The organism is Pseudomonas sp. GL_091 (assembly GCF_057837725.1).
The window spans coordinates 5,482,285-5,505,479 of the sequence record NZ_CM174451.1 but is presented as its reverse complement, the minus strand read 5'-3'; the positions used below and the strand labels follow the sequence as shown (position 1 = coordinate 5,505,479).

Annotated in this window: 17 protein-coding genes; 10 read left to right on the top strand and 7 right to left on the bottom strand. The window is 60.9% G+C overall.

Translation table 11 applies throughout. The features are described from left to right. Positions 1-31 precede the first annotated feature (31 nt). Together AC3ITY_RS24935 and csrA are read left to right on the top strand one after the other, a co-directional pair. The gene (locus tag AC3ITY_RS24935; RefSeq protein WP_008004345.1) at positions 32-364 is read left to right on the top strand and encodes a YnfA family protein; all 333 of its coding nucleotides are present in this window, start codon (positions 32-34) and stop codon (positions 362-364) included. Between the two features lie 154 nt (positions 365-518). Beyond that, a complete protein-coding gene (gene csrA / locus AC3ITY_RS24930; RefSeq protein WP_223456207.1) occupies positions 519-704 on the top strand; it encodes a carbon storage regulator CsrA in 186 nt (61 codons plus the stop codon). A gap of 5 nt (positions 705-709) precedes the next feature. On the opposite strand, the gene AC3ITY_RS24925 is transcribed toward csrA, so the two are convergent. From AC3ITY_RS24925 to mnmC, 5 genes are all read right to left on the bottom strand, one after another. Beyond that, complete coding sequence (locus AC3ITY_RS24925) at positions 710-937, bottom strand: YheU family protein (RefSeq protein WP_008017754.1); 228 nt, start codon at positions 935-937, stop codon at positions 710-712. Between the two features lie 138 nt (positions 938-1,075). Next, the gene (locus tag AC3ITY_RS24920) at positions 1,076-2,266 is read right to left on the bottom strand and encodes an osmoprotectant NAGGN system M42 family peptidase (protein WP_489305601.1); all 1,191 of its coding nucleotides are present in this window, start codon (positions 2,264-2,266) and stop codon (positions 1,076-1,078) included. Positions 2,267-2,404: 138 nt separating this feature from the next. Continuing rightward, entirely contained in the window at positions 2,405-4,153 is a 1,749-nt protein-coding gene (ngg, locus tag AC3ITY_RS24915; RefSeq protein ID WP_489305599.1) for an N-acetylglutaminylglutamine synthetase, read from the bottom strand. Between the two features lie 3 nt (positions 4,154-4,156). Then, positions 4,157-5,929: an N-acetylglutaminylglutamine amidotransferase gene (locus AC3ITY_RS24910; protein ID WP_489305597.1), complete on the bottom strand. Its 1,773-nt coding sequence runs from the start codon at positions 5,927-5,929 to the stop codon at positions 4,157-4,159. Between the two features lie 170 nt (positions 5,930-6,099). Then, complete coding sequence (gene mnmC / locus AC3ITY_RS24905; protein ID WP_489305595.1) at positions 6,100-8,079, bottom strand: bifunctional tRNA (5-methylaminomethyl-2-thiouridine)(34)-methyltransferase MnmC2/FAD-dependent 5-carboxymethylaminomethyl-2-thiouridine(34) oxidoreductase MnmC1; 1,980 nt, start codon at positions 8,077-8,079, stop codon at positions 6,100-6,102. Between the two features lie 329 nt (positions 8,080-8,408). Between mnmC and pap the strand changes: the two genes are divergently transcribed. The 3 genes from pap (at position 8,409) to AC3ITY_RS24890 (ending at position 12,362) form a co-directional block, all read left to right on the top strand. Continuing rightward, positions 8,409-9,932, top strand: a complete 1,524-nt coding sequence (gene pap, locus AC3ITY_RS24900) for a polyphosphate:AMP phosphotransferase (protein ID WP_489305593.1) — start codon at positions 8,409-8,411, stop codon at positions 9,930-9,932. 102 nt (positions 9,933-10,034) lie between these two features. Beyond that, positions 10,035-11,219 carry a thiolase family protein gene (locus tag AC3ITY_RS24895; protein WP_489305591.1) on the top strand — a complete coding sequence of 395 codons (1,185 nt, stop codon included), beginning with the start codon at positions 10,035-10,037 and terminating at the stop codon, positions 11,217-11,219. A 183-nt stretch (positions 11,220-11,402) separates the two neighbouring features. Next, positions 11,403-12,362 carry a DMT family transporter gene (locus tag AC3ITY_RS24890; protein ID WP_489305589.1) on the top strand — a complete coding sequence of 320 codons (960 nt, stop codon included), beginning with the start codon at positions 11,403-11,405 and terminating at the stop codon, positions 12,360-12,362. Between the two features lie 130 nt (positions 12,363-12,492). Here the strand turns inward: AC3ITY_RS24890 and AC3ITY_RS24885 are convergent, their stop codons facing one another. Beyond that, positions 12,493-13,887, bottom strand: a complete 1,395-nt coding sequence (locus tag AC3ITY_RS24885; protein ID WP_489305587.1) for a class II fumarate hydratase — start codon at positions 13,885-13,887, stop codon at positions 12,493-12,495. Between the two features lie 191 nt (positions 13,888-14,078). On the opposite strand from AC3ITY_RS24885, the gene AC3ITY_RS24880 reads away from it, so the two are divergent. The 5 genes from AC3ITY_RS24880 to AC3ITY_RS24860 all read left to right on the top strand — a co-directional run bounded on the left by AC3ITY_RS24880 (position 14,079) and on the right by AC3ITY_RS24860 (position 18,408). Beyond that, positions 14,079-14,603 carry a DUF2059 domain-containing protein gene (locus tag AC3ITY_RS24880; protein ID WP_489305585.1) on the top strand — a complete coding sequence of 175 codons (525 nt, stop codon included), beginning with the start codon at positions 14,079-14,081 and terminating at the stop codon, positions 14,601-14,603. A 12-nt stretch (positions 14,604-14,615) separates the two neighbouring features. Continuing rightward, positions 14,616-14,915 carry a BolA family protein gene (locus AC3ITY_RS24875; RefSeq protein WP_090457159.1) on the top strand — a complete coding sequence of 100 codons (300 nt, stop codon included), beginning with the start codon at positions 14,616-14,618 and terminating at the stop codon, positions 14,913-14,915. 102 nt (positions 14,916-15,017) lie between these two features. Further along, positions 15,018-15,959, top strand: a complete 942-nt coding sequence (gene trhO, locus AC3ITY_RS24870; protein WP_046042587.1) for an oxygen-dependent tRNA uridine(34) hydroxylase TrhO — start codon at positions 15,018-15,020, stop codon at positions 15,957-15,959. 36 nt (positions 15,960-15,995) lie between these two features. Continuing rightward, positions 15,996-16,598: a DsbA family protein gene (locus tag AC3ITY_RS24865; RefSeq protein WP_489310990.1), complete on the top strand. Its 603-nt coding sequence runs from the start codon at positions 15,996-15,998 to the stop codon at positions 16,596-16,598. Continuing rightward, positions 16,591-18,408, top strand: a complete 1,818-nt coding sequence (locus AC3ITY_RS24860) for an ABC transporter ATP-binding protein (RefSeq protein ID WP_489305582.1) — start codon at positions 16,591-16,593, stop codon at positions 18,406-18,408. The genes AC3ITY_RS24865 and AC3ITY_RS24860 overlap by 8 nt, the downstream gene beginning before the upstream one ends. Positions 18,409-18,410: 2 nt before the next feature. On the opposite strand, the gene AC3ITY_RS24855 is transcribed toward AC3ITY_RS24860, so the two are convergent. After that, positions 18,411-23,117, bottom strand: coding sequence for a hypothetical protein (locus tag AC3ITY_RS24855; RefSeq protein WP_489305580.1), 4,707 nt, complete (start codon positions 23,115-23,117; stop codon positions 18,411-18,413). Positions 23,118-23,195: the final 78 nt, after the last annotated feature.

Below are 23,195 nucleotides of genomic sequence, written 5' to 3'. Positions count from 1 at the left end.
CCGCCATCGGCCATCCTCGCGAGACGCTTGCATGCTCAATTACCTGTGGTTTTTCCTCGCCGCGCTGTTCGAAATTGCCGGTTGCTTTGCCTTCTGGATGTGGCTGCGCCAGGGTAAAAGCATGTGGTGGGTAGTGCCGGCGCTCCTGAGCCTGACCCTGTTCGCCCTGCTGCTGACCCGGATCGAAGCCACCTACGCCGGCCGCGCCTACGCCGCTTACGGTGGCATCTACATCATTGCCTCAATCGGCTGGTTGGCCGTGGTCGAGCGAATTCGTCCGCTGGGTTCGGACTGGCTTGGTGTGGCGCTGTGTGTGATCGGCGCGAGCATCATTCTGTTCGGGCCGCGATTCTCCGCGTCCTGACAGATCGGCCCGACAATCAACCGACCTGTCAGACCTTTCCGTAAGTGGCGTGCGTCAGGGGCTGTCAGTCCGGTCTGGTTTGCTGTCGGAGCATTGTAGGCGTGCGGCGGGCCGGGCATCTTCAAGGGCCAGTAACCCCTGAAGGACACTCCTCATGCTCGTACTCACTCGCATTGTGGGCGAAACCATTTCCATCGGTGACAACATTACCGTGCGTGTTCTCGCGATCAACGGAAGCAATGTTCGCTTTGGCGTTGAAGCGCCTCAGGACGTCAATGTGCACCGCTGCGAAATCTACGAACGCATCCAGAACAAACTGGCGAAAACCAAGGAGCGCTGAAGGTCTCAGTCAAACAGGTGCTTGGGCACGTCGTGCTTGAGCATTAACTGGCATTGCTCGCTTTCCGGGTCGAAGACAATCAGTGCCTGGCCCTTGGTCAAGGCCTGGCGCACGCGCAGTACGCGGGTTTCCAGTGGTGTGTCGTCACCATTGTCCGTGCCGTCGCGGGTCACGAAATCCTCGATCAGGCGGGTGAGGGTGTCGACTTGAAGTTGGTCATAGGGGATCAGCATAGGCACCTCGGTTGGATCAATGGCGCGATGCTACGGCGATTGGGCGAGGACGGCCACCCCGGGATCTTGTGTTGTCTGGTATGACGCCTTCGCGAGCCTGCTCGCGATAGCGGTATACCTGACGATGAAGATTCTGGATCAGTTCTCCGACCGCTGCCCCACCAGGCTGTCCACCGACGGCACCCGCGTATCGCTTTCCATCTGCGTGTCATGTTCGAGCTGATGGCTGAAGCGGTCCAGTGAGCCCTTGGCCGGTTGTGCATCGCTGGCAAACACGGGAGGGCTGAGGATGTACGCACCGAGCAGGCGGCTCAGGGCGGCGAGGCTGTCGATGTGGGTGCGCTCGTAACCGTGGGTGGCGTCGCAGCCGAAGGCAAGCAGGGCGGTGCGAATGTCGTGGCCGGCGGTCACCGCCGAATGTGCGTCGCTGAAGTAGTAGCGGAACAAGTCGCGGCGTGCCGGCAATTCGTTGTCGCTGGCCAGGCGCAGGAGGTGGCGCGACAGGTGATAGTCATACGGCCCGCCGGAATCCTGCATCGCGATGCTCACCGCGTGCTCGCTGGAGTGTTGGCCGGGCGCCACCGGTGCGATGTCGATGCCGACGAATTCACTGACATCCCAAGGTAATGCAGCCGCGGCGCCGCTGCCGGTTTCCTCGGTGATGGTGAACAGCGGATGGCAGTCGATCATCAGCTCTTCGCCACTGTCGACGATGGCTTTGAGCGCCGCCAGCAGCGTAGCCACCCCGGCCTTGTCGTCGAGGTGACGGGCGCTGATGTGGCCGCTTTCGGTGAACTCCGGCAATGGGTCGAAGGCGACGAAATCGCCGACGCTGATGCCCAGCGACTCGCAGTCGGCACGGGTGGCGCAGTAGGCGTCCAGGCGCAACTCGATGTGATCCCAACTGATCGGCATCTCGTCAACGGCGGTATTGAACGCGTGCCCGGAAGCCATCAGCGGCAAGACGCTGCCGCGGATCACGCCATTGTCGGTAAACAGGCTGACCCGGCTGCCTTCGGCAAAGCGGCTGGACCAGCAGCCGACTGGCGCGAGGGTCAGGCGGCCGTTGTCCTTTACTGCTCGCACCGCCGCGCCGATGGTGTCCAGGTGGGCGGAAACGGCGCGGTCGGGGCTGTTTTTCTTGCCCTTGAGTGTGGCGCGGATGGTGCCGCGACGGGTCAGCTCGAAGGGAATGCCGAGTTCTTCAAGGCGTTCGGCGACGTAGCGCACGATGGTGTCGGTGAACCCGGTGGGGCTGGGAATGGCGAGCATTTCCAGCAGGACTTTTTGCAGGTAACCGAGGTCCGGCTCGGGGATTTTGCTGGTCATGGAAACTCCTGATGAATTATCGCCTGTACGGCCGCCATCGTCGGAACGCCGCCCGGAGCAAGCTCGCTCCTACAGGGGAATGCGATCAAATGTGGGAGCGGGCTTGCCCGCGATGGCGTCAGTGCTGGCACCGCATAACTAAAAGACCACCGGCTGACTATGCGGAAACAACAAATCCACAAACCGCTCCGCCGTGGGCTGCGGTTCGTGGTTGGCCAGCCCGGCCCGCTCGTTGGCTTCGATAAACACATAGTTCGGCTGGTCAGCGGCGGACACCATCAGGTCGAGGCCGACCATGGGAATGTCCAGTGCCCGGGCCGCGCGGATGGCGGCGTCCACCAGCGTCGGATGCAGGATCGCCGTGACGTCTTCAAGCACGCCGCCGGTATGAAGGTTCGCCGTGCGCCGTACGAACAGGTGTTCGCCGGCCGGCAGAATGCTGCTGTATTCGTAACCGGCGGCACGCAAGGTGCGCTGGGTTTCCTGGTCCTGCGGGATCTTGCTTTCGCCATCCGTGGCCGCTTGTCGCCGCCGACTCTGGGCTTCGATCAATGCACCAATGGAGTGCTGGCCGTCGCCGACCACTTCGGCCGGCCGGCGAATGGCGGCGGCGACCACTTCAAAACCGATCACCACAATGCGCAGGTCCAGGCCCTCGTGGAAACTTTCCAGCAGCACGCGGCTGTCGAAGTGGCGAGCGGCTTCTATGGCTTGCTGCACCTCCTCGATGGTGCGCAAATCCACCGCCACCCCTTGGCCCTGTTCACCATCCAGTGGCTTGACCACCACGCGTTGGTGTTCATCGAGGAACGCCAGATTGTCATCGGCGTTACCCGCCAGTTGCTGCGCCGGCAGTTTCAACCCGGCAGCCTTGAGGACTTTGTGGGTCAGGCTTTTGTCCTGGCACAGGGTCATGCTGACGGCGCTGGTCAGGTCGCTCAGGGATTCACGGCAGCGTACCCGGCGCCCGCCATGGCTGAGGGTGAACATCCCGGCGTCGACGTCATCGACGTGCACATCGATGCCACGACGGTGCGCTTCCTCGACAATGATCCGCGCGTAGGGGTTGAACGCGGCTTCCGGGCCGGGCCCGAGAAACAGCGGCTGATTGATGCCGTTCTTGCGCTTGATGGCGAAGGTCGTCAGGTTGCGAAAACCGAGTTTGGCGTAAAGGCTTTTCGCCTGGCGGTTGTCGTGCAGCACCGACAGGTCGAGGCAGGCGAGACCGCGACTCATGAAGTGTTCGATCAAATGCCGCACCAGTACTTCACCGACACCCGGCCGCGCACAATGCGGGTCGACCGCCAGGCACCACAGGCTGCTGCCGTTTTCCGGATCGTTGAAGGCCTTGTGGTGGTTGAGGCCCATGACGCTGCCGATGACCGCGCCGCTGTCCTCGTCTTCGGCCAGCCAGTACACCGGGCCGCCCAGATGGCGCGGAGTGAGCAGGGTGGCATCGATCGGCAGCATGCCGCGGGCCTGATACAGCTGGTTGATCGCCTGCCAGTCGGCATCGCTTTGCGCGCGTCGAATGCGAAAACCGCGAAACACCCGGGTCGCCTGACGGTAGTCGCTGAACCACAGGCGCAAGGTGTCGGACGGGTCGAGGAACAGCTGCGTCGGCTCAAGCCCCAGTACTTGCTGGGGCGCGGCGACGTACAGGGCAATGTCCCGCTCGCCGGGCTGCTCGTTGAGCAACTCCCCGGCCAGGCTCGCGGCATCGGCAAATGTGTGGCCGATCAGCAAGCGGCCCCAGCCGCAATGCACGGCAATCGGTGCCCCGCCGAGTTCACAGCGATCCTCGGCCAGACGTGCCTGCAAGCGTTCGTAGGAAGGCGACTGGCCGCGCAACAGGCGTTGGCTGATAGCCGTGGCGTGAGGTTTCATCGGTCAGATTCCTTGTTCGCTGAGCCACAGGTTGAGGGCCGCCAGCTGCCACAGCTTGGAGCCGCGTAGCGGCGTCAATTGCCCCTGTGGATCAGTCAGCAGACGGTCGAGCATCGCAGGGTTGAACAGGCCGCGATCCTGGCTGGGATCGAGCAGCAACTCGCGCACCCATTCCAGCGTATCGCCCTGCAAATGCTTGAGGCCCGGCACCGGGAAGTAACCTTTCTTGCGGTCGATCACTTCACTGGGAATCACTTGTCGCGCGGCTTCTTTCAAGACTTGCTTGCCGCCGTCCGGCAGCTTGAAACGCCCCGGAATCCTTGCCGAAAGCTCCACCAGGCGGTAGTCGAGAAACGGCGTGCGCGCTTCCAGGCCCCAGGCCATGGTCATGTTGTCGACCCGTTTGACCGGGTCGTCCACCAGCATCACCGTGCTGTCCAGACGCAAGGCCTTGTCCACCGCCGCATCGGCACCGGGCTGGGCGAAATGGTCTTTGACGAAGTCACCGGCGGCGTCATTCGCGGTCAGCCATTTCGGTTGCACGGTGGCGGCGTAGTCGTCGTAACTGCGGTCGAAAAACGCTTCGCGGTACGCGGCGTACGGATCACTCGCGCCGTCCACCTGCGGATACCAGTGGTACCCGGCGAACAGTTCATCGGCGCCCTGGCCGCTCTGGACGACTTTGCAGTGTTTGGCCACCTCCCGGGACAACAGGTAGAAGGCGATGCAGTCATGGCTGACCATCGGTTCGCTCATGGCGCGGAATGCGGCGGGCAGCTGTTCGATGATCTCTTTTTCATCGATACGCAGTTGATGGTGCTGCGTGCCGTAGTGTCGGGCGATCAGGTCCGAATACTGGAACTCGTCACCACGCTCGCCGCCGGCATCCTGAAAGCCGATGGAGAAAGTCGACAGATTGTCCACGCCGACTTCCCGCAACAGGCCCACCAGCAAACTCGAGTCGACTCCACCGGACAGCAGCACACCGACATCCACCGCTGCACGCTGACGAATCGCCACCGCTTCGCGGGTGCTGTCGAGCACACGGTCGCGCCAGTCTTCGAGGGTCAGATCCGTTTCGTCGGGGTGAGGGCCGTAGGGCAGGGTCCACCAGGTTTTCTGCTCGGTGCGGCCATCGGCTTCGATGCGCATCCAGGTGGCCGGCGGCAGTTTTTCAATGCCCGCCAGCAAGGTGCGCGGTGCCGGGACCACGGCGTGGAAATTCAGATAGTGATTGAGCGCCACAGGATCGAGGAGCGGGTTGATGTCGCCGCCCTTGAGCAATGCCGGCAGGGCCGAGGCGAAGCGCAGGCGCTGGCCGGTGCGCGACAGGTACAGCGGTTTCACGCCGAGTCGGTCGCGGGCGATGAACAGGCGTTGGGCATCGCGCTCCCACATGGCAAAGGCAAACATGCCGTTGAGTTTTGGCAGCAAGGCTTCGCCCCAGGCGTGATAGCCCTTGAGCAACACTTCGGTGTCGCCACCGGAATAGAAGGCGTAACCCAGGCTTTCAAGTTCCGCGCGCAACTCCGGAAAGTTGTAGATCGCCCCGTTGAAGGCCAGGGACAAGCCCAGTTGCGGGTCGAACATCGGCTGCGCCGAGCCGTCCGACAGGTCCATGATTTTCAGGCGCCGATGGCCCAGGGCTACCGGCCCCTGGCTATGAAATCCCCAGGCGTCGGGGCCGCGAGGGGCCAGGTGATGGGTGATTCGTTCAATGGCTGCAAGGTCTGCAGGTTGTTGATCAAAACGTAACTCGCCAGCTAATCCGCACATAAATTCCTTACCGGTTTTTCCGTTGGGGAGGGTCGATCGATACCGCGCCGAAACAGCGGGTACTCAGAAAGTGACCCTCCTCGGTAAGGGGAGTTTTAGATCGATGAGTTATATGCGCGACTGACCGCGGCCGAATGCCCCTGTGAGGGCGACTTCGGCTGTTGTATCGACTACTTGCCCCGGATCAGGCGCCGCAGGGCAAACCGATTGGGATGACAGGCCTCGGCCACGCTTCTGGGCAACGGCAGGGGCTCGTTGTTCAGCCAGGCCGCCAGCAGTTCTCCGGACAGCGGCGCGGTGATCAGGCCGCGGGAGCCGTGGCCGCTGTTGATGTACAAACCGTCAAGCCATGGGCATTCGACGTCCGGCACCTGCCGGGCATCCTTGCCCAGCGCTGCATAAGCCTGAGTAAACGCCTGGGTGTCGGCCAATGGGCCGACGATTGGCAAGTAGTCGGGGCTGGTGCAGCGAAATGCAGCGCGACCCTGGAGACTTTCAGGTGCCAGTTTATCGGCCTGTAAACGCTCGACCAGATCGAGGGAAATCTCTTCGAGCATGGCCAGATTGCCCAGGTGTTCTGCCGTGGTCGGCGTAAGGTCGTCGCTCTTGAAATCGAAACTGGCCCCCAGGGTGTGTTCGCCCAAACGCGCGGGGGCGACATAGCCTTCGGCGCACACCACGGTGCTCAGGGCCTGGCTTTGCGGGGTTTGCGCCAGGCGGGTGATTTGCCCGCGAATGCGTTTGAGCGGCAACTCGGCGCTCTCGGGGAAACGCCGGATTTCGGCGGCCCCGGCGAGTACCACCACGGGGGCATCAGCAAGCAAGCGTTCGCCGTCCCAGGCTTGCCAGCGGCCCTCAACCTTGCGCAGTTCCAGCGCATCGTGATGGGTGAGCAATTGAATCTGTGGATGCGCAGCCTGCCACTGGCACAGCGCCGGTGGGTGGACCCAGCCGCCTTCGGGATAGAACAGGCCCCCCTGTGCCAGCCCGATACCGGCCACGGCCTGTGCCTCGGGTTGATCCAGCAGGTGCAGCAAGTCCGCTGGAAACGCCGCGGCCAATTGCGCCTGGCGTTCGGCCTCCTTGGCATTGAAGGCCAGTTGCAACACGCCGCAATCGTCCCAGTCGCGACCCCGTTGCAAGTGTTCGAGCAGGCGTCGGGTGTAGCCGAATCCGCTGACGATCATTTGCGACAGCGCCGTGCCGTGGGCGGATAACTTCAGGTAGAGCACGCCCTGCGGGTTGCCCGAGGCTTCCCGGGCGATGTCGTCGTGACGCTCCAGGACTGTCACTTGCCAGCCCCGCGCGGCGAGGCTGGCGGCGCTGGCACAACCGGCCAGGCCGGCACCGATCACCAGAGCCTGGCGCTCGCCGGTCAGCGGGGCCGGGCGGGCGAACCAGGGTTTATCCAGGGCCGGGGCCGGCGCTTCCTGGGGCCAGCCGAGGAACTCACCGCGCAGGATTTCCCATTTGTGGCCGATGCCGGGGGTACGTTTCATCTTGAAGCCGGCGGCGTTGAGCAGGCGTCGCACCCAACCGGTGCTGGTGAAGGTGCTGATGGATGCACCGGGAGCGGCCAGGCGAGCCAGCTCGGCAAACAGTTCGGCGGTCCACATGTCGGGGTTTTTCGCCGGGGCGAAACCGTCGAGGAACCAGGCGTCGATTCGGGCATCGAGTTGCGGCAGTTGCTCCAGTGCATCGCCGATCAGCAGCGTCAGGGTCACGCGGCCGTGGTCCAGCGTCAGGCGCTGAAAGCCCTGATGGATGGCCACGTACTGCTCAAGCAGTTGATCGGCAAACACCTTGAGTTCCGGCCACAGCGCCAGGGCCCGTTGCAGGTCGGCCGGGCTCAACGGGTACTTCTCGACGCTGACAAAATGCAGCCGTGCACCGGCCACGGCGTGTTGCTCGAACACCTGCCAGGCGCACAAAAAATTCAGCCCGGTGCCGAACCCCGTTTCCCCGATGACCAGCCGCCCGCCCTCGGGCAAGGCCGCAAAGCGTTCCGCCAAACGGTTCTGTTCGATAAAGACATAGCGGGTTTCGTCCAGCCCCGACTGGTCGGAGAAATACACATCGTCGAACACTCGCGAATACGGGCGACCTTGGTCGTCCCAGTCGAGCTGGGCGTGGGGCAATACAGGTTTCATGGCAGGCTCGGCAACGGCAAGGCCGCCATTCTAGCCGATCGACGGCGTGGTGCTTGATCCGTGGCAAGGCATGCACTGACCATGTCATCGAAAATCGATGACATGGCGAAGCTTTTTGTGGCGAGGGAGCTTGCTCCCGCTCGGCTGCGAAGCAGCCGCCATCTGGTAGACCTGGTCCCAATGCGGGTTTGCAGACGTCGGGACGGCTTCGCCGTCCAGCGGGAGCAAGCTCCCTCGCCACAGGTTTCGTATCTGCTCCATGAATGGATTTCTTCCCCGCAGAAGAGGTCCGTCCGCTAGTCTTGCTCACATCTGGAAGGGAGCCGCTCATGTTTGAATCCGCCGAAATCGATCACGCCATCGACAAAGAAATCTACGACGCCGAAGTCCCGGCCCTGCGCGAAGCGTTGCTCGAAGCGCAATTCGAATTGCAGCAGCAACGCCGCTTTCCGGTGATCATTTTGATCAATGGCATCGAAGGTGCCGGCAAGGGTGAGACGATCAAGGTGCTCAACGAGTGGATGGACCCGCGCTTGATCGAGGTCCGCACGTTCGATCAGCAAACCGACGAAGAGCTGGCGCGGCCGCCGGCCTGGCGGTACTGGCGGATGCTCCCGGCCAAGGGGCGCATGGGGATTTTCTTCGGCAACTGGTACAGCCAGATGCTGCAGGGACGGGTCCATGGTGTGTTCAAGGATCCGCGACTGGACCAGGCGATCAATGCCGCCGAGCGCCTGGAAAAGATGCTCTGCGATGAAGGTGCGCTGATCTTCAAGTTCTGGTTTCACCTCTCCAAGAAGCAAATGAAGGCACGCCTCAAGGCGCTGGCCGACGACCCGCTGCACAGCTGGCGCATCAGCCCGCTGGACTGGCAGCAGTCGCAAACGTACGACAGGTTCGTGAAGTATGGCGAGCGGGTGCTGCGCCGCACCAGCCGCGACTATGCACCCTGGCATGTGATCGCCGGGGCGGATGCCCATTATCGGAGCCTGGCCGTGGGGCGGATTCTACTGGCGGGCCTGCAGGGCGCATTGCAGCGACCGACGATCCATCCGGAAAAGGTCAGCGCCGCGCCAGTGTTCCCCAGTGTCGATCAAGTGAACCTGCTCGACAGCCTGGACCTGACCCTGCACTTGGACAAGGAAGATTACGAAGAACAGCTGATCACCGAGCAGGCGCGGTTTTCCGGGTTGATGCGTGACAAACGCATGCGCCGCCACGCGCTGGTGGCGGTGTTCGAGGGCAACGACGCGGCCGGCAAGGGCGGGGCGATCCGCCGGGTCGCGGCAGCACTTGATCCGCGCCAGTACAGCATCGTGCCGATTGCCGCGCCCACCGAAGAAGAACGGGCGCAACCGTATCTGTGGCGCTTCTGGCGGCACCTGCCGGCCCGGGGCAAGTTCACCGTGTTCGACCGTTCCTGGTATGGCCGGGTGTTGGTGGAGCGCATCGAAGGTTTTTGCAGCCCGGCAGACTGGCTGCGCGCCTACAGCGAGATCAACGATTTCGAGGAACAGCTCACCGACGCCGGTGTGATCGTGGTCAAGTTCTGGCTGTCCATCGACAAACAGACGCAACTGGAGCGCTTCGAGGAGCGCGAAAAGATTCCCTTCAAGCGCTTCAAGATCACTGAAGATGACTGGCGCAACCGTGAAAAATGGGATGACTATCGCGCGGCGGTCGGTGACATGGTCGACCGTACCAGCACCGAGATTGCGCCATGGACTCTGGTGGAAGCCAACGACAAGCGCTGGGCACGGGTCAAGGTGCTGCGCACTATCAACCGGGCACTGGAAGAGGCTTTCGAAACATCCGACCGACAAGAGCACAAGACGCGTAAGGACAAGGATTGAAGCGATGGTTACGCATACGCGAGGTGAATGATTGTCGCGGTCGGTGAAGAGCTGGACTTATGCTCGGTCCACTCTCAACCGATAACAACAATGAGGTATGCCATGCGTGAAGTGGTGATCGTCGACAGCGTGCGGACCGGCCTGGCCAAATCCTTTCGCGGTAAATTCAACATGACCCGCCCGGACGACATGGCGGCACACTGTGTCGATGCACTGTTGGCGCGCTCCGGTATCGATCCGGCGAGCGTCGAGGACTGCATCGTTGGCGCCGGCTCCAACGAAGGCGCCCAGGGTTTCAATATCGGTCGCAATGTCGCGGTGCTGTCGCGCCTGGGCATCGGCACGGCCGGCATGACTCTCAACCGGTTCTGTTCCTCGGGCTTGCAGGCGATCGCCATTGCCGCGAACCAGATCGCTTCGGGTTGCAGCGACATCATCGTCGCCGGTGGCGTCGAGTCCATCAGTCTGACCATGAAAAGCGTCAACACCGACAATCTGATCAATCCGTTGCTCAAGGAACAGGTGCCGGGCATCTACTTCCCGATGGGCCAGACTGCTGAAATCGTCGCGCGTCGGTACGGTGTCAGCCGTGAGGAGCAGGACCTGTACGCGCTGCAAAGCCAGCAGCGTACCGCAGAGGCTCAGGCCGCCGGGCTGTTCACCGATGAAATAGTACCGATGGCGGTGAAGTATCGCGTCGAAGACAAGACCACAGGTCAGGCACAGATCCTCGACGGCATCGTCGACTGCGATGATTGCAACCGCCCAGACACCACCCTGGAAAGCCTGGCTGGATTGAAACCGGTGTTCGCCGAAGATGGCTCGGTCACGGCGGGCAACTCTTCGCAGCTGTCCGACGGCGCGTCCATGACCCTGGTGATGAGCCTGGAGAAAGCGCTGGAACTGGGGCTCAAGCCGAAAGCGTTCTTCCGCGGCTTTACCGTGGCCGGTTGCGCGCCGGACGAGATGGGTATCGGCCCGGTGTTTTCGGTACCGAAACTGCTCAAGGCCAAAGGCTTGCGGATTGACGATATCGACCTGTGGGAACTCAACGAAGCGTTCGCCTCGCAGTGCCTGTACAGCCGCAACCGACTGGAAATCGACAACGCCCGGTACAACGTCAACGGCGGCTCGATTTCCGTCGGTCACCCGTTCGGCATGACCGGCTCGCGCCAGGTCGGGCATCTGGTTCGTGAATTGCAGCGACGCAATCTGCGTTACGGCATCGTCACCATGTGCGTGGGTGGCGGGATGGGGGCAACCGGGCTGTTTGAAACGGTGCGTTAAGCCTCCATATTTCTCGTTGTCAGTTAGACAGCCTGCTCGCGATGGGGGCACCACGGTCAAAAAACATCACCTGAAGATTACGACCTGCACAGTTTCATTCGCGGCCAGACCGAAACTGTGCCTGTGTACGCCACCGCTGCGAGCCTAGAATGACGACTCCTGTCAGTTGGCGTTGGGGTTCACATGCACATTTCATCGGGTCGCTGGGGTTACGGTCTGTTCCTGGCCTTGTTGACCGCGCTGTTGTGGGGAATCCTGCCGATCAAACTCAAGCAGGTGTTGCTGGTGATGGACCCGGTGACGGTGACCTGGTTTCGCCTGCTGGTATCCGGCGGCTGCCTGTTCATTTACCTGGCAGCCACCAGGCGCCTGCCCAGCCGCAAAGTGCTCGGACCTCGTGGTGGCTGGCTGGTGCTGATGGCGGTGCTCGGCCTGGTCGGTAACTATGTGTTGTATCTGATGGGCCTGAACCTGCTCAGCCCCGGCACCGCGCAACTGGTGGTGCAGATGGGCCCGATCATGCTGCTGATCGCCAGTCTGTTTGTGTTCAAGGAACGTTTCAGCCTGGGGCAGGTGATTGGCCTGCTGGTGCTGCTGATCGGCTTTGCGCTGTTTTTCAACCAGCGCTTGAGTGAGTTGCTCACGTCGCTGACCGACTACACCGCCGGCGTGCTGCTGGTGCTGTTGGCGTCCACGGTCTGGACCTTCTATGCCCTGGGGCAGAAGCAATTGCTGACGGTGTGGAATTCGCTGCAGGTGATGATGGTGATCTACCTGTTTTGCGCGGCGCTGTTGACGCCGTGGGTGCATCCGCTCGAAGCGCTGCAATTGAACCCGTTGCAAGGTTGGCTGCTGCTGGCGTGCTGTCTGAATACCCTGATTGCCTATGGCGCGTTTGCCGAGGCCCTGGCCCATTGGGAAGCTTCCCGGGTCAGTGCAACGCTGGCCATTACGCCGTTGGTGACCTTTGCCGCGGTTGCCATGGCTGCGTGGCTGTGGCCCGACTATGTGCATGTCGAGACGATCAATGGTCTGGGATATGGCGGCGCGGTGCTGGTGGTGCTGGGGTCGGCGCTGGTGGCGTTGGGGCCATCGTTGATTGCCGGATTGAAGGCGCGGAAGGTGCGAATGGCAGCCAGTTAGACCGCGTCATCGTTCATCGCGGGCAAGCCACGCTCCCACAGGTTTCGAGTCGTTCATCAACTTTGTGGACGACGCAAAACCTGTGGGAGCGTGGCTTGCCCGCGAAGACGGACTATCAGGCGCTAAAGATTCAGCCCTTGGCCCCAGCCTCCAGCATATTTTCCGGCCTCACCCACGCATCGAACTCTTCGTCCGTCAGATACCCGAGCTGCAACGCCGCCTCGCGCAAGGTCAGTCCTTCGCTGTAGGCCTTCTTGGCGATCTCCGCCGATTTGTCATAGCCGATGTGCGGGTTGAGCGCCGTCACCAGCATCAGGCCACGCTCCAGGTGTTCAGCCATTTTTTCCACATCCGGCTCCAGACCGGCCACGCAGTGCTGCTGGAAGTTGCTGCAGCCATCCCCCAGCAAACGGATCGATTGCAGCAGGTTATGGATGATCACCGGTTTGAACACGTTCAGCTGCAAGTGGCCCTGACTGGCGGCAAAGCCGATGGCGACGTCGTTGCCCAATACCTGGCAGGCCAGCATAGACAGCGCTTCGCACTGGGTCGGGTTGACCTTGCCCGGCATGATCGAACTCCCAGGTTCATTGGCCGGCAGCCTGACTTCGGCAAAGCCGGCGCGCGGGCCGGAACCCAGCAGGCGCAGATCGTTGGCGATTTTCATCAGCGTCACGGCGAGGGTTTTCAGCGCGCCGGACATCGTGGTCAGCGGCTCATGGCCGGCCAGCGCGGCGAACTTGTTCGGCGCGGTGATGAACGGCAATCCGGAGAGGGCGGCCAATTCTGCGGCGATGGCCTCACCGAAGCCGTGGGGTGAATTCAGTCCGGTGCCGACGGCCGTTCCGCCCTGGGCCAGCTCGCAGACCGCGGGCAGTGCGCTGCGGATTGCCCGCTCGGCGTAATCGAGTTGTGCGATGAAGGCCGAGATTTCCTGGCCGAAGCTGATCGGTGTCGCATCCATCATGTGGGTTCGGCCGGTCTTGACCAGCTTCATATGGCGGGCGGCCAGCTCGGCCAGCCCGCCGGACAGTTCGCTGATCGCCGGCAGCAAGTGCTGTTGCACCGCCTGGACGGCCGCGATGTGCATGGCGGTGGGGAAGCAATCGTTGGAGCTCTGGGAGCGATTGACGTGATCGTTGGGGTGCACCGGGGACTTGCCGCCACGGGGGTTGCCGGCCAGCTCATTGGCGCGCCCGGCGATCACTTCGTTGACGTTCATGTTGCTCTGGGTGCCGCTGCCGGTTTGCCAGACCACCAGCGGAAACTGGTCGTCGTGGTCGCCGGCGAGCACTTCGTCGGCTGCCTGCTCGATCAGACGGGCGATATCGGCGGGCACGTCGCCGTTGCGATCATTGACCCGCGCCGCGGCTTTCTTGATCAGCGCCAGGGCATGCAACACAGCCAGCGGCATGCGTTCGTTGCCGATGGCGAAGTTGATCAGCGAGCGTTGCGTCTGAGCGCCCCAATAGGCTTCATCCGGGACTTCAACCTGGCCGAGGCTGTCGGTTTCGATACGGCTCATCTTGCTCACTCCTGTAGGTCCGATTTCGCAGTTTAGGCCGTGATCGACGGCCGTGGTTCCATCAGTCTGAATTTGACCATTCAACCCCTCTAAATCAGGTGCGACAAGGCTTGGGGTTGAGCGACACACTTTTTTAGGCGCAGAATGGACGCCCTTGGGGTCTTACCTCGCCAGCTAGAAAAGGAAACTCGATGACTCGTCTTCGTGCCATCTGTACCGCCGTTGCTTTGGTCTGCGCCAGCGGCCAGGTTCTTGCCGACACCGCCAGCCATAACGCCAGTGCCGAGGCTTTCCTGACCATGGCGCACGCTGACAAACTGGGCACCCCGGTGTACATGCAAGTACAGCAGATGTTTGCCCAGCGTTTCGAACAGACCAAAGCCCCTGAGTCGAAAAAGGCCGTGCTGGAAACCTACCAGGCCAAGGCCAACGCCGCTCTGGACCAGGCCATTGGCTGGAACAAGCTGAAGCCGGACATGGTCAAGCTCTACACCACCAACTTCACCGAATCCGAGCTCAAGGACCTGGTTGCGTTCTACCAGTCGCCACTGGGCAAGAAAGTCCTGGAAAAAATGCCTCAGCTGACCCAGCAATCGGCCCAGATGACCCAGGCCAAGCTGGAAAGCGCAGTGCCGGTGGTCAACAAGCTGTTGGCTGACATGACCGCCGAGCTGACGCCGAAAGACGCGGCCGCTCCAGTCAAGAAAAAGCCTTAAGCGGAGTTCGGTATGACCATGCAACAACGCATCGAATCGACGCTGGGCCTGCTTCAGCCCGAGCATCTGCAAGTGCTGGATGAGAGCCACATGCACAGCCGGGGGCTGCAAACCCATTTCAAGGCTGTGGTGGTCAGTACGCAGTTCGAAGGCCTGAACCGGGTCAAGCGCCACCAGAAGGTCTACGGTACGCTCGGCGAGCTGATGGGCGAGTTCCATGCGTTGGCGCTGCATACGTACACGCCAGAGGAATGGGCACAGATCGACGCGGCTCCGGCCTCGCCGACCTGTGCCGGCGGCAGCAAGCACTAAACCCCGGTTTTTTGTTAGAATGCCCAACGCGCCGCTAACCCGGCGCGTTTTTTTTCGCATCCGGTTCACCCCTTACGAGGGTAGCCACCTGGAGATTTACCCATGACACAACAGATTGTCGTGGCGGCACTGTATAAGTTCGTCACCCTGGAAGATTACGTCGCCCTGCGCGAGCCCCTGCTGCAAGCGATGGTCGACAACGGCATCAAAGGCACCCTGCTGATTGCCGAAGAAGGCATCAACGGCACCGTGTCCGGCAGCCGCGAAGGCATCGACGGGCTGATGGCCTGGCTCAAGAACGACCCGCGCATGGACGACATCGACCATAAAGAGTCGTACTGCGACGATCAGCCGTTCTATCGCACCAAAGTCAAACTCAAGAAAGAAATCGTCACCCTCGGCGTGGAAGGCGTGGACCCGAACAAAAAGGTCGGCACCTATGTCGATCCGCAGGACTGGAACGCGCTGATCAGCGACCCGGAAGTGTTGTTGATCGACACCCGTAACGATTACGAAGTCTCGATCGGTACCTTCGAAGGCGCCATCGACCCGAAAACCACCAGTTTTCGCGAATTTCCCGATTACATCAAAGCCAACTTCGACCCGGCCGTGCACAAGAAGGTCGCGATGTTCTGCACCGGTGGCATCCGCTGCGAGAAGGCGTCGAGCTACATGCTCAGCGAGGGCTACGGTGAGGTTTTTCACCTCAAGGGCGGCATCCTGAAGTACCTCGAAGAGGTGCCGCAGGAAGAAACCAAGTGGCAGGGCGACTGCTTCGTGTTCGACAACCGCGTGACCGTTCGTCACGACCTGAGCGAAGGCGACTACGATCAATGTCATGCCTGCCGCACGCCGGTGAGCGTGGAAGACCGCGCGTCCGAGCATTACGTGGCCGGCATCAGTTGCCCGCATTGCTGGGATAAGCTGAGCGAGAAGACCCGTCGTAGTGCGATCGACCGGCAGAAGCAGATCGAACTGGCCAAGGCTCGTAACCAGCCTCACCCGATCGGCTTCAACTACAAGCAAGCATCCTCCGAGGCCTGAACCATGTCTGCGCGCCTGCTCTATGTGATGGACCCGATGTGTTCCTGGTGCTGGGGCTTTGCTCCGGTTGCAAACGCATTGGTAGAGCAAGCGGCGGCCGCCGGTGTGGACGTGCATCTGGTGGTGGGTGGTTTGCGCACCGGCAGTGGCGCGGCGCTGGAACCGACCACCCGGCGCTACATTCTTGAACACTGGCAGGCGGTCACCGAGGCTACCGGCCAGCCGTTCAAGCGTGAAGGCGCGTTGCCTGACGGTTTTGTCTATGACACCGAACCTGCCTGCCGGGCGCTGGTGACTGCACGCAACCTGGCGCCGGATTGTGCGTGGAAACTGCTCGGGCTGATTCAGCACGCCTTTTACGCTGAAGGTCGCGATGTCACGCGCGCCAGTGTCCTGGTGGAGCTGGCAGAGCAGGCCGGTCTACCGCGAATTGAATTCGCCGCCGCGTTCGACCGTGCCGGTACGCACGCCGCGACATCTGCCGATTTCACTTGGGTCCAGGACCTGGGCATCGCCGGTTTTCCTACGTTGCTGGCTGAGCGAAATGGGCAGTTGGCGTTGTTGACCAATGGCTATCAGCCGTTGAGCGAGTTGTCCCCGCTGCTCGGCCGCTGGCTGGAGCGCGCTGCCTGTGCATGACCTGCCCGATGATGTTGCTACCGCTAAACGTGTCGACCGTCTGAGCTGGGCGGAAATCCGCCGCCTGGCCCTGCATCACAAGAAATCCCTGTGGATCGCCAACGGCGTGGCCGTGCTGGCGACCTTGTGCAGCGTGCCGATTCCCTTGCTCCTGCCGTTGCTGGTGGACGAGGTGTTGCTGGGGCACGGTGATGCTGCGCTGAAGATCATGAACCACGCGCTGCCCGAAGGCTGGCAGAAAGCCGCGGGCTACATCGGCCTGATGCTGGTGGTGACCTTGACCCTGCGATGCATGGCGTTGCTGTTCAACGTGGTGCAGGCGAAATTGTTCGCCGGGTTGGCCAAGGACATCGTCTACCGCATTCGCATTCGCCTGATCGAACGTCTCAAGCGTATTTCCCTGGGCGAATATGAAAGCCTGGGCAGCGGCACGGTGACCACGCACCTTGTGACTGATCTGGACACGCTGGACAAATTCGTCGGCGAAACCCTCAGCCGTTTCCTCGTGGCCATGCTGACCCTGGTTGGCACGGCAGGCATTCTGATGTGGATGCACTGGAAGCTGGCATTGCTGATTCTGCTGTTCAACCCGCTGGTGATCTACGCCACGGTGCAGTTGGGCAAGCGGGTCAAGCACCTGAAGAAACTCGAGAACGACAGCACTTCGCGTTTTACCCAAGCGCTGACCGAAACACTGGATGCGATCCAGGAAGTTCGCGCCGGCAATCGCCAGGGGTTTTTCCTCGGTCGCTTGGGGCAACGGGCCCGGGACGTGCGTGACTATGCGGTGAATTCGCAATGGAAAACCGATGCGTCGAACCGGGCCAGCGGTTTGCTGTTCCAGTTCGGCATCGATATTTTCCGGGCCGCGGCGATGCTCACGGTGCTGTTTTCCGACCTTTCAATCGGCCAGATGCTCGCGGTGTTCAGTTACCTGTGGTTCATGATCGGTCCGGTGGAGCAACTGCTGAATCTGCAATATGCCTACTACGCTGCCGGCGGTGCGCTGTCGCGGATCAACGAACTGCTGTCCCGAGCCGATGAGCCCGAATACCCGGGCGGCGTCGACCCTTTCGTCGGTCGCGAGACGGTCGGGCTGGAAGTACAAGGGCTGAGCTTCGGTTACGGCGATGAGCTGGTCTTGAACCAGATGAACCTGTCCATCGCCCCCGGCGAAAAGGTCGCGATCGTCGGCGCCAGTGGCGGCGGCAAGAGCACGCTGGTGCAACTGCTGCTGGGCCTGTATACGCCGCTGGCCGGAACCATTCGCTTCGGCGGTTCGACCCAGCAGGAGATCGGCCTGGAAACCGTGCGGGAAAATGTTGCCGTGGTCCTGCAGCATCCGGCGCTGTTCAACGACACCATCCGGGCCAACCTGACCATGGGCCGCGAGCGCAGTGACGAGGCCTGCTGGCAGGCATTGGAAATCGCCCAGTTGCACGGCACGGTCCGGGATTTGCCCAATGGCCTGGACAGCATCGTCGGGCGCTCCGGGGTACGGTTGTCCGGCGGGCAACGTCAACGCCTGGCCATTGCCCGGATGGTTTTAGCCGAGCCCAAAGTGGTGATCCTCGACGAAGCCACCTCGGCGCTGGACGCCGCCACCGAATACAACCTGCACCAGGCACTGGCGCGGTTTCTGAGCAACCGCACCACGTTGATCATTGCCCACCGCCTTTCGGCGGTAAAACAGGCTGACCGCGTGCTGGTGTTCGACGGCGGGCAAATTGCCGAGGATGGCGACCACCAGCAACTGATCGCCGAGGGTGGGTTATACGCCAAGCTGTATGGGCATTTGCAGCAGTTGTAGATTTATTTCCACAGCACTTGGAGCGCGTTTTCCCCACCGTCGTAGCCGAACTGTTTCATCACGATCGAGCACGACTCGCAAGGAGGCATCGTCGTGGCGATATTGACGGATTTGATCGCCTTGGGGTCGGGGTATTTTTCCCGAATCACGCGGATCAACTTGCTTTCGCTGTCCAGTGACGTCGGTTTAATCGACTGCGCTGGCTTGTAAGTGGCGATATCCTTGATGGTCGCCGGCACGGCCAGCAACTTGCCTTCAGCGGTCACATCGAGGGAGGTATGGGGAAAGCTCTGATTCATGTCGATATTGAAGTAGGTCGATCCACCGACCGGAACCGAATCCGCTCCAAGATGCTGTTTGAACAGCGGCAAGTGGCCGGTTGCTTGCTGGGCACCGGAAACGCTGACGTAGATTTCCCGTTGCCCACTGCTGGTCATGACGTCGGCGTAGGCAATGTTTCTCGGATTGAAGGGGCGTTGGCGCTTGGGGGTCAACTGATGCAGCTTCTGCATGGTCTGGTTGATCCTTAGCGCGCTGTTCGCGTTACTGGCGTCGATCGTCGGCGACATGAACAGCGTATCGAAAATACTGGCGGTGCTTTGACGAAAGTCCTCCGGAGCGTCCTTGCTCCTGCTCCAAGTCGTGTCTCCTTCAGGCAGTCGAGTGACGATCATTCGGGTTGAATGATCGAACATCAGCGCTTCTCCAGGGCTGGTGTCGACCTTCAGGAATTTCATGTTGCCCGCAGGGTTAGGGGCCATTCCGATCGGAATGGCGATCTCGTCCATGGTTTTCATGGCGAGTTCAAGGGCTTCTTTGCTGTGGATGCGTGCGATGTTGTTGGCGCTCAATGACCCGGTGTACACCGTTAGCAGTTCCGCACCCAGGGTGCCTTCAGCCATGTCAGCCTTGAACAAGCGTTTCAAAGTCAGCGGTTCACTCAGGCTTTGTCCCGTGGGCACTGTCGCGACGTAATATTTGTCGGTGTTGATTCGGCTGAAGACATAAGTACTCGATTCATCGATGGATGGCACCAGAATGACTCCGATCCGGTGCGGGTCCTCGGCGCCCTCGTAAACCCCCTTGACCTCGATACGGCCATAAATGCCTTTGCGGAACATCAGGCTGGCCGGCATCTCGCGGCGCGGCACCAGCCACTTCCTGGCAAAGCCAAGTTCGGTGATGTCACCTGTGTAAAGTGTCGGGATGTTGTCGATGATCTGATAAAGATTTCCCTCATGGGTTACAAACTGACCGTCATGGCCTGGCCGGCTAACCGCATCGGACACCCTGTCGCCAAACCAGGGCGCGTAACCTTTGGTTTCGTCGAATGAGCCGACTTCCGGCGTCGGGGCGGGCGTCCCAGTCACAAAGCTGCTGAGGCATTCGCTGCCGTTGTTTGGCGCGCGGCGCGGCCGGCAGGGGACTAATGTCAATGCGCTGCTGTCATCGATCATCTCGATGCGGCGCAACTCTTCGCCATCCAGGCGGTAGGGGACGTCGTCGATGAAGACTGTCGTGCGCCCATCGATGTCGAACTGGTAGCGGGCGTGCGCCTGTTCCGGGAGTTCGACAAAGACCAGGTCGTCGGTTTTTTTCACGGTATCGTAGCTTGAGCGACCGAGTGACAGTTCATGGTGCTGCGGCGTGAGCCGGGGGCCATAGGGGCGGGTGGACAGCGGGTCAAGCAAGTAATGGTGGCCGTCGATCTTTCGCACCGGAACATCCTCGATGCCTTTGACAATGCCCAGTCGGTCGGCATTCTTCAGAGGTTTCCAGCGTCCCGGTTCGGTGGCCTGGGGCAGGCTGCTGACAAAGTCATAGCTATCGGCCTTGCCAGCGAGTTTTTTCAATTGGAACATTGCCCGTTTTTCGAGATAGACGACTGCACGTCCTGCGCCTTTTATGCTCCTGCCAGTGAGCCGCAGCAGATCCACTGAGCCGTCCAGGGGGTTGAGGTTTTTCAAGCTCGAAGTCAGCAGTTTTCCGCTCAACTGCACCATTCGCGGCAGCGTCGAGCGAATCCCCAATCCGCCGGCTCGCACGGCCAGCCTGATGCTTCCTGCGGCGAACTTTCCCAATGGAACCGCAAATGACACGATATCGAGCACTAAGCCGATTGCGCCGAGAACGCGATCACCGAATTTGTCCGATTGAAGGTCTTCGATGCTACCCCAGAATGGTACGAATTCCTTGAGGTTGTGAAGCCAGTGCTTTTCGTCGCGGTCGCGTTCGAACTGCGTGACGCCCAAGGCTTCGCGACGGAGATTCTGTTCATCAACATAAAACAGGTGGGTTGCGATGAAGGAGGCAATTTGCCGCGTACGGGCAGAGGTCAGTGTGAGATTGGGAGAAATGTCGTGATGTGCCGACGGCGTTGGAGTAGGGGGGAGGGCGTCGCCGAGTGGGTCAAGGATCGCGTTACAGCTGGCTCCTGATTTCGCAGGTGTGCCGGTTGTATGGGCATCCCGGTCGAATGGCAGGGGGCGTGCGAGTATGGCGATGTAGTAGTCATAGTCCTCCTCGACAAGGCGGTTGCGGAACAAAAACTTGCCACGGACACCCCCGACATGCGCGGTTGTCACATCGGGGCGCGGTCGTATGACGCCAGCACGGGGCAGGCACTCATAGAAGCGCACGGCGTTCCCGTAAGTGGCTTGCAGCACAAACCCCATGCGCGCCCTGAGCGGCAGCGTGTGTGCTGCGGTTTCTTCGTCGGCCTTACGCCCGGTTTGATCCCGAAGGCTGAGCACCCTGACTTCACCGTGCTCCAGCGCCTTGCGATCGCTCCACGGCAGTGTGACCAGCACGCTTTTGATCAGGCCTTCGTAGGCTGTTTTCGATTTGGCCAGATAGCTTTTGAATTGCTCGTCGAACAGTGCGTCAATATCAGGCAGGGTGCGGATGCCTGGGAAAAAAAGTCTAGGGTGAACATCGGGATCTACCGAACCCGATTCAAACTTGCGGTCAGAGGATAGTCTTATCCAATGCCTCGCGGTCGTGCCGTTGCTACTGATGAACCACTTGCGATCGGGGCTCAAGCCGCCCGACGCGTAAACTTCCAGCAGCGACCAGGTTTTCTGCGGTACGTCCGGGGTATCCATGATGCTGCGCTCAACGCGCCCGCCCGACCGGTACAGGTCGCGCATCACGCGGATGCTCATGGGGGCTATCGTAAATTCGGTGGCCAATGCCAACTCTAATTGTTGTTCCGCCAGCTTCAACCGATTTGGGGGCGCGATATCGAGTTGGACAATCGCCTCGTTCAACTGCGCCTTGTGGTCCTCCAGCGCTTGCAAGGCTTTCAGTCTGCTTTCCTGAACATCGCCAGTTTGCGCGCTCGCTTCCACTGCACCGGTCGCCTGCGCCCAGGTCAACGCCGCTGGAATACGCGTCAGGGCGATCAACTGGAGCAGGGCGTCGCTGGCGTTCTGGCTTTTCTTCAACGGCAGATCGGTGATTTGCTGGAAGGTCAGTCGTTGCAGCAGGGTCGGGTCCAGTGCTTGAGCGAGATGGGCGCCGTGAACGAAATTGACCCAGACGATAGAAGTGGCATAGGGCAAGTCGTGGGGAATGTCGCGCACCTGGAATTCAACTGGAAACCTGGCTTGACAGAGCCTTCCCAGCAGCGCTGTTTCGGTCGGTGTTGTCGTGCGAAGTGAGTCTTCCAGGTGTTGCCGGAAGTTCTTGAGGATATCCGCGTAGCTTTTGCCGTGGTTGGCGCGTTGTTGCCATTGATAGCCGGCAATGCTCCGGGACGGATCGGTGTGCGGCAGTTCGTACCACAGTCGCAACGCTTCCAGCAGCAGCTTTGCGCCGATGTCCGGCACCGTTTCTTCGTCGGATTTGCTGCCGTACCAGTTGAGCGTCCCCAGCAGGCGTTGGGCCAGGTCGCGTGCCTTAGGAGTGTCGAGCAAGCGCTCAAGGCAGGCGGTGGGCTGGGTGGCCAGTTGCTGTGGTGTCATGGGGGGCGTGATCTCACTGGCCAGGGCGTCGATGACGGAGCCGGCTTCATCTGTGAGAATTTCGCTGATGACGTTGTGAATCGCAGTGTGATCGTGCGGTTCAATCAGTTCACTGATTTGCAGTCCCTGTTCCAGGTTCAATCGGTGAATAGCACGTTTTTCCTCTACCTCTTCAATCAGTCGGGTCAGGGAGTCCGTGTTTTGTTCAGCTGGCAATGCGAGGCCGTAATATTTCAGGAACTGCGATAGGGGCAACACACTGTCGGTGCGTATGTGTCCACCTATGTTCACAAGTGCTCGTTGAAAGGCTCGAATCTGGCTGGCGGCATTTGTTACATCCCCAACTACGTGCGTTGCGAGGGAGCCATCGCGGCGCAGCGTCGAGAAAACACACTGATCGGCGATGCCGTCAACTTCTGTCAGCAGTTCTTTGAGTGGTCGAAGATGGTCAGACAAAGCCCTGTCGCCGGCCGCTTCGAACAATGCGAGTAGAAGCGTTTTCGCTCGCTCGTACTCAAAGGCCAGGGGCGAATCTGCATGGGGTGACAGGTAGTATCCACGCAGTTCCGAGGCTTTCGCCTTTACGGCTCGTAACGCGGTCAGTATTGCCGCGTACTCGGCCTGTTGGCCGGCATGCCGTTGAACCAGGGTGGGCGCAGCAGTTGCAGTTTGCATGAGAAAGCGGCTCTTGAATGGATGAGAGCCGCCAGTCTCAAAGTTTTGTTCGCTGCGGATGCGGTACATATGTAGTGCATGTTGTACCGTGTCTGGCTTGCCGGAAGCGATATCGCCCCCTAGTCTAGCTAAAGCGATTTCGTCCGG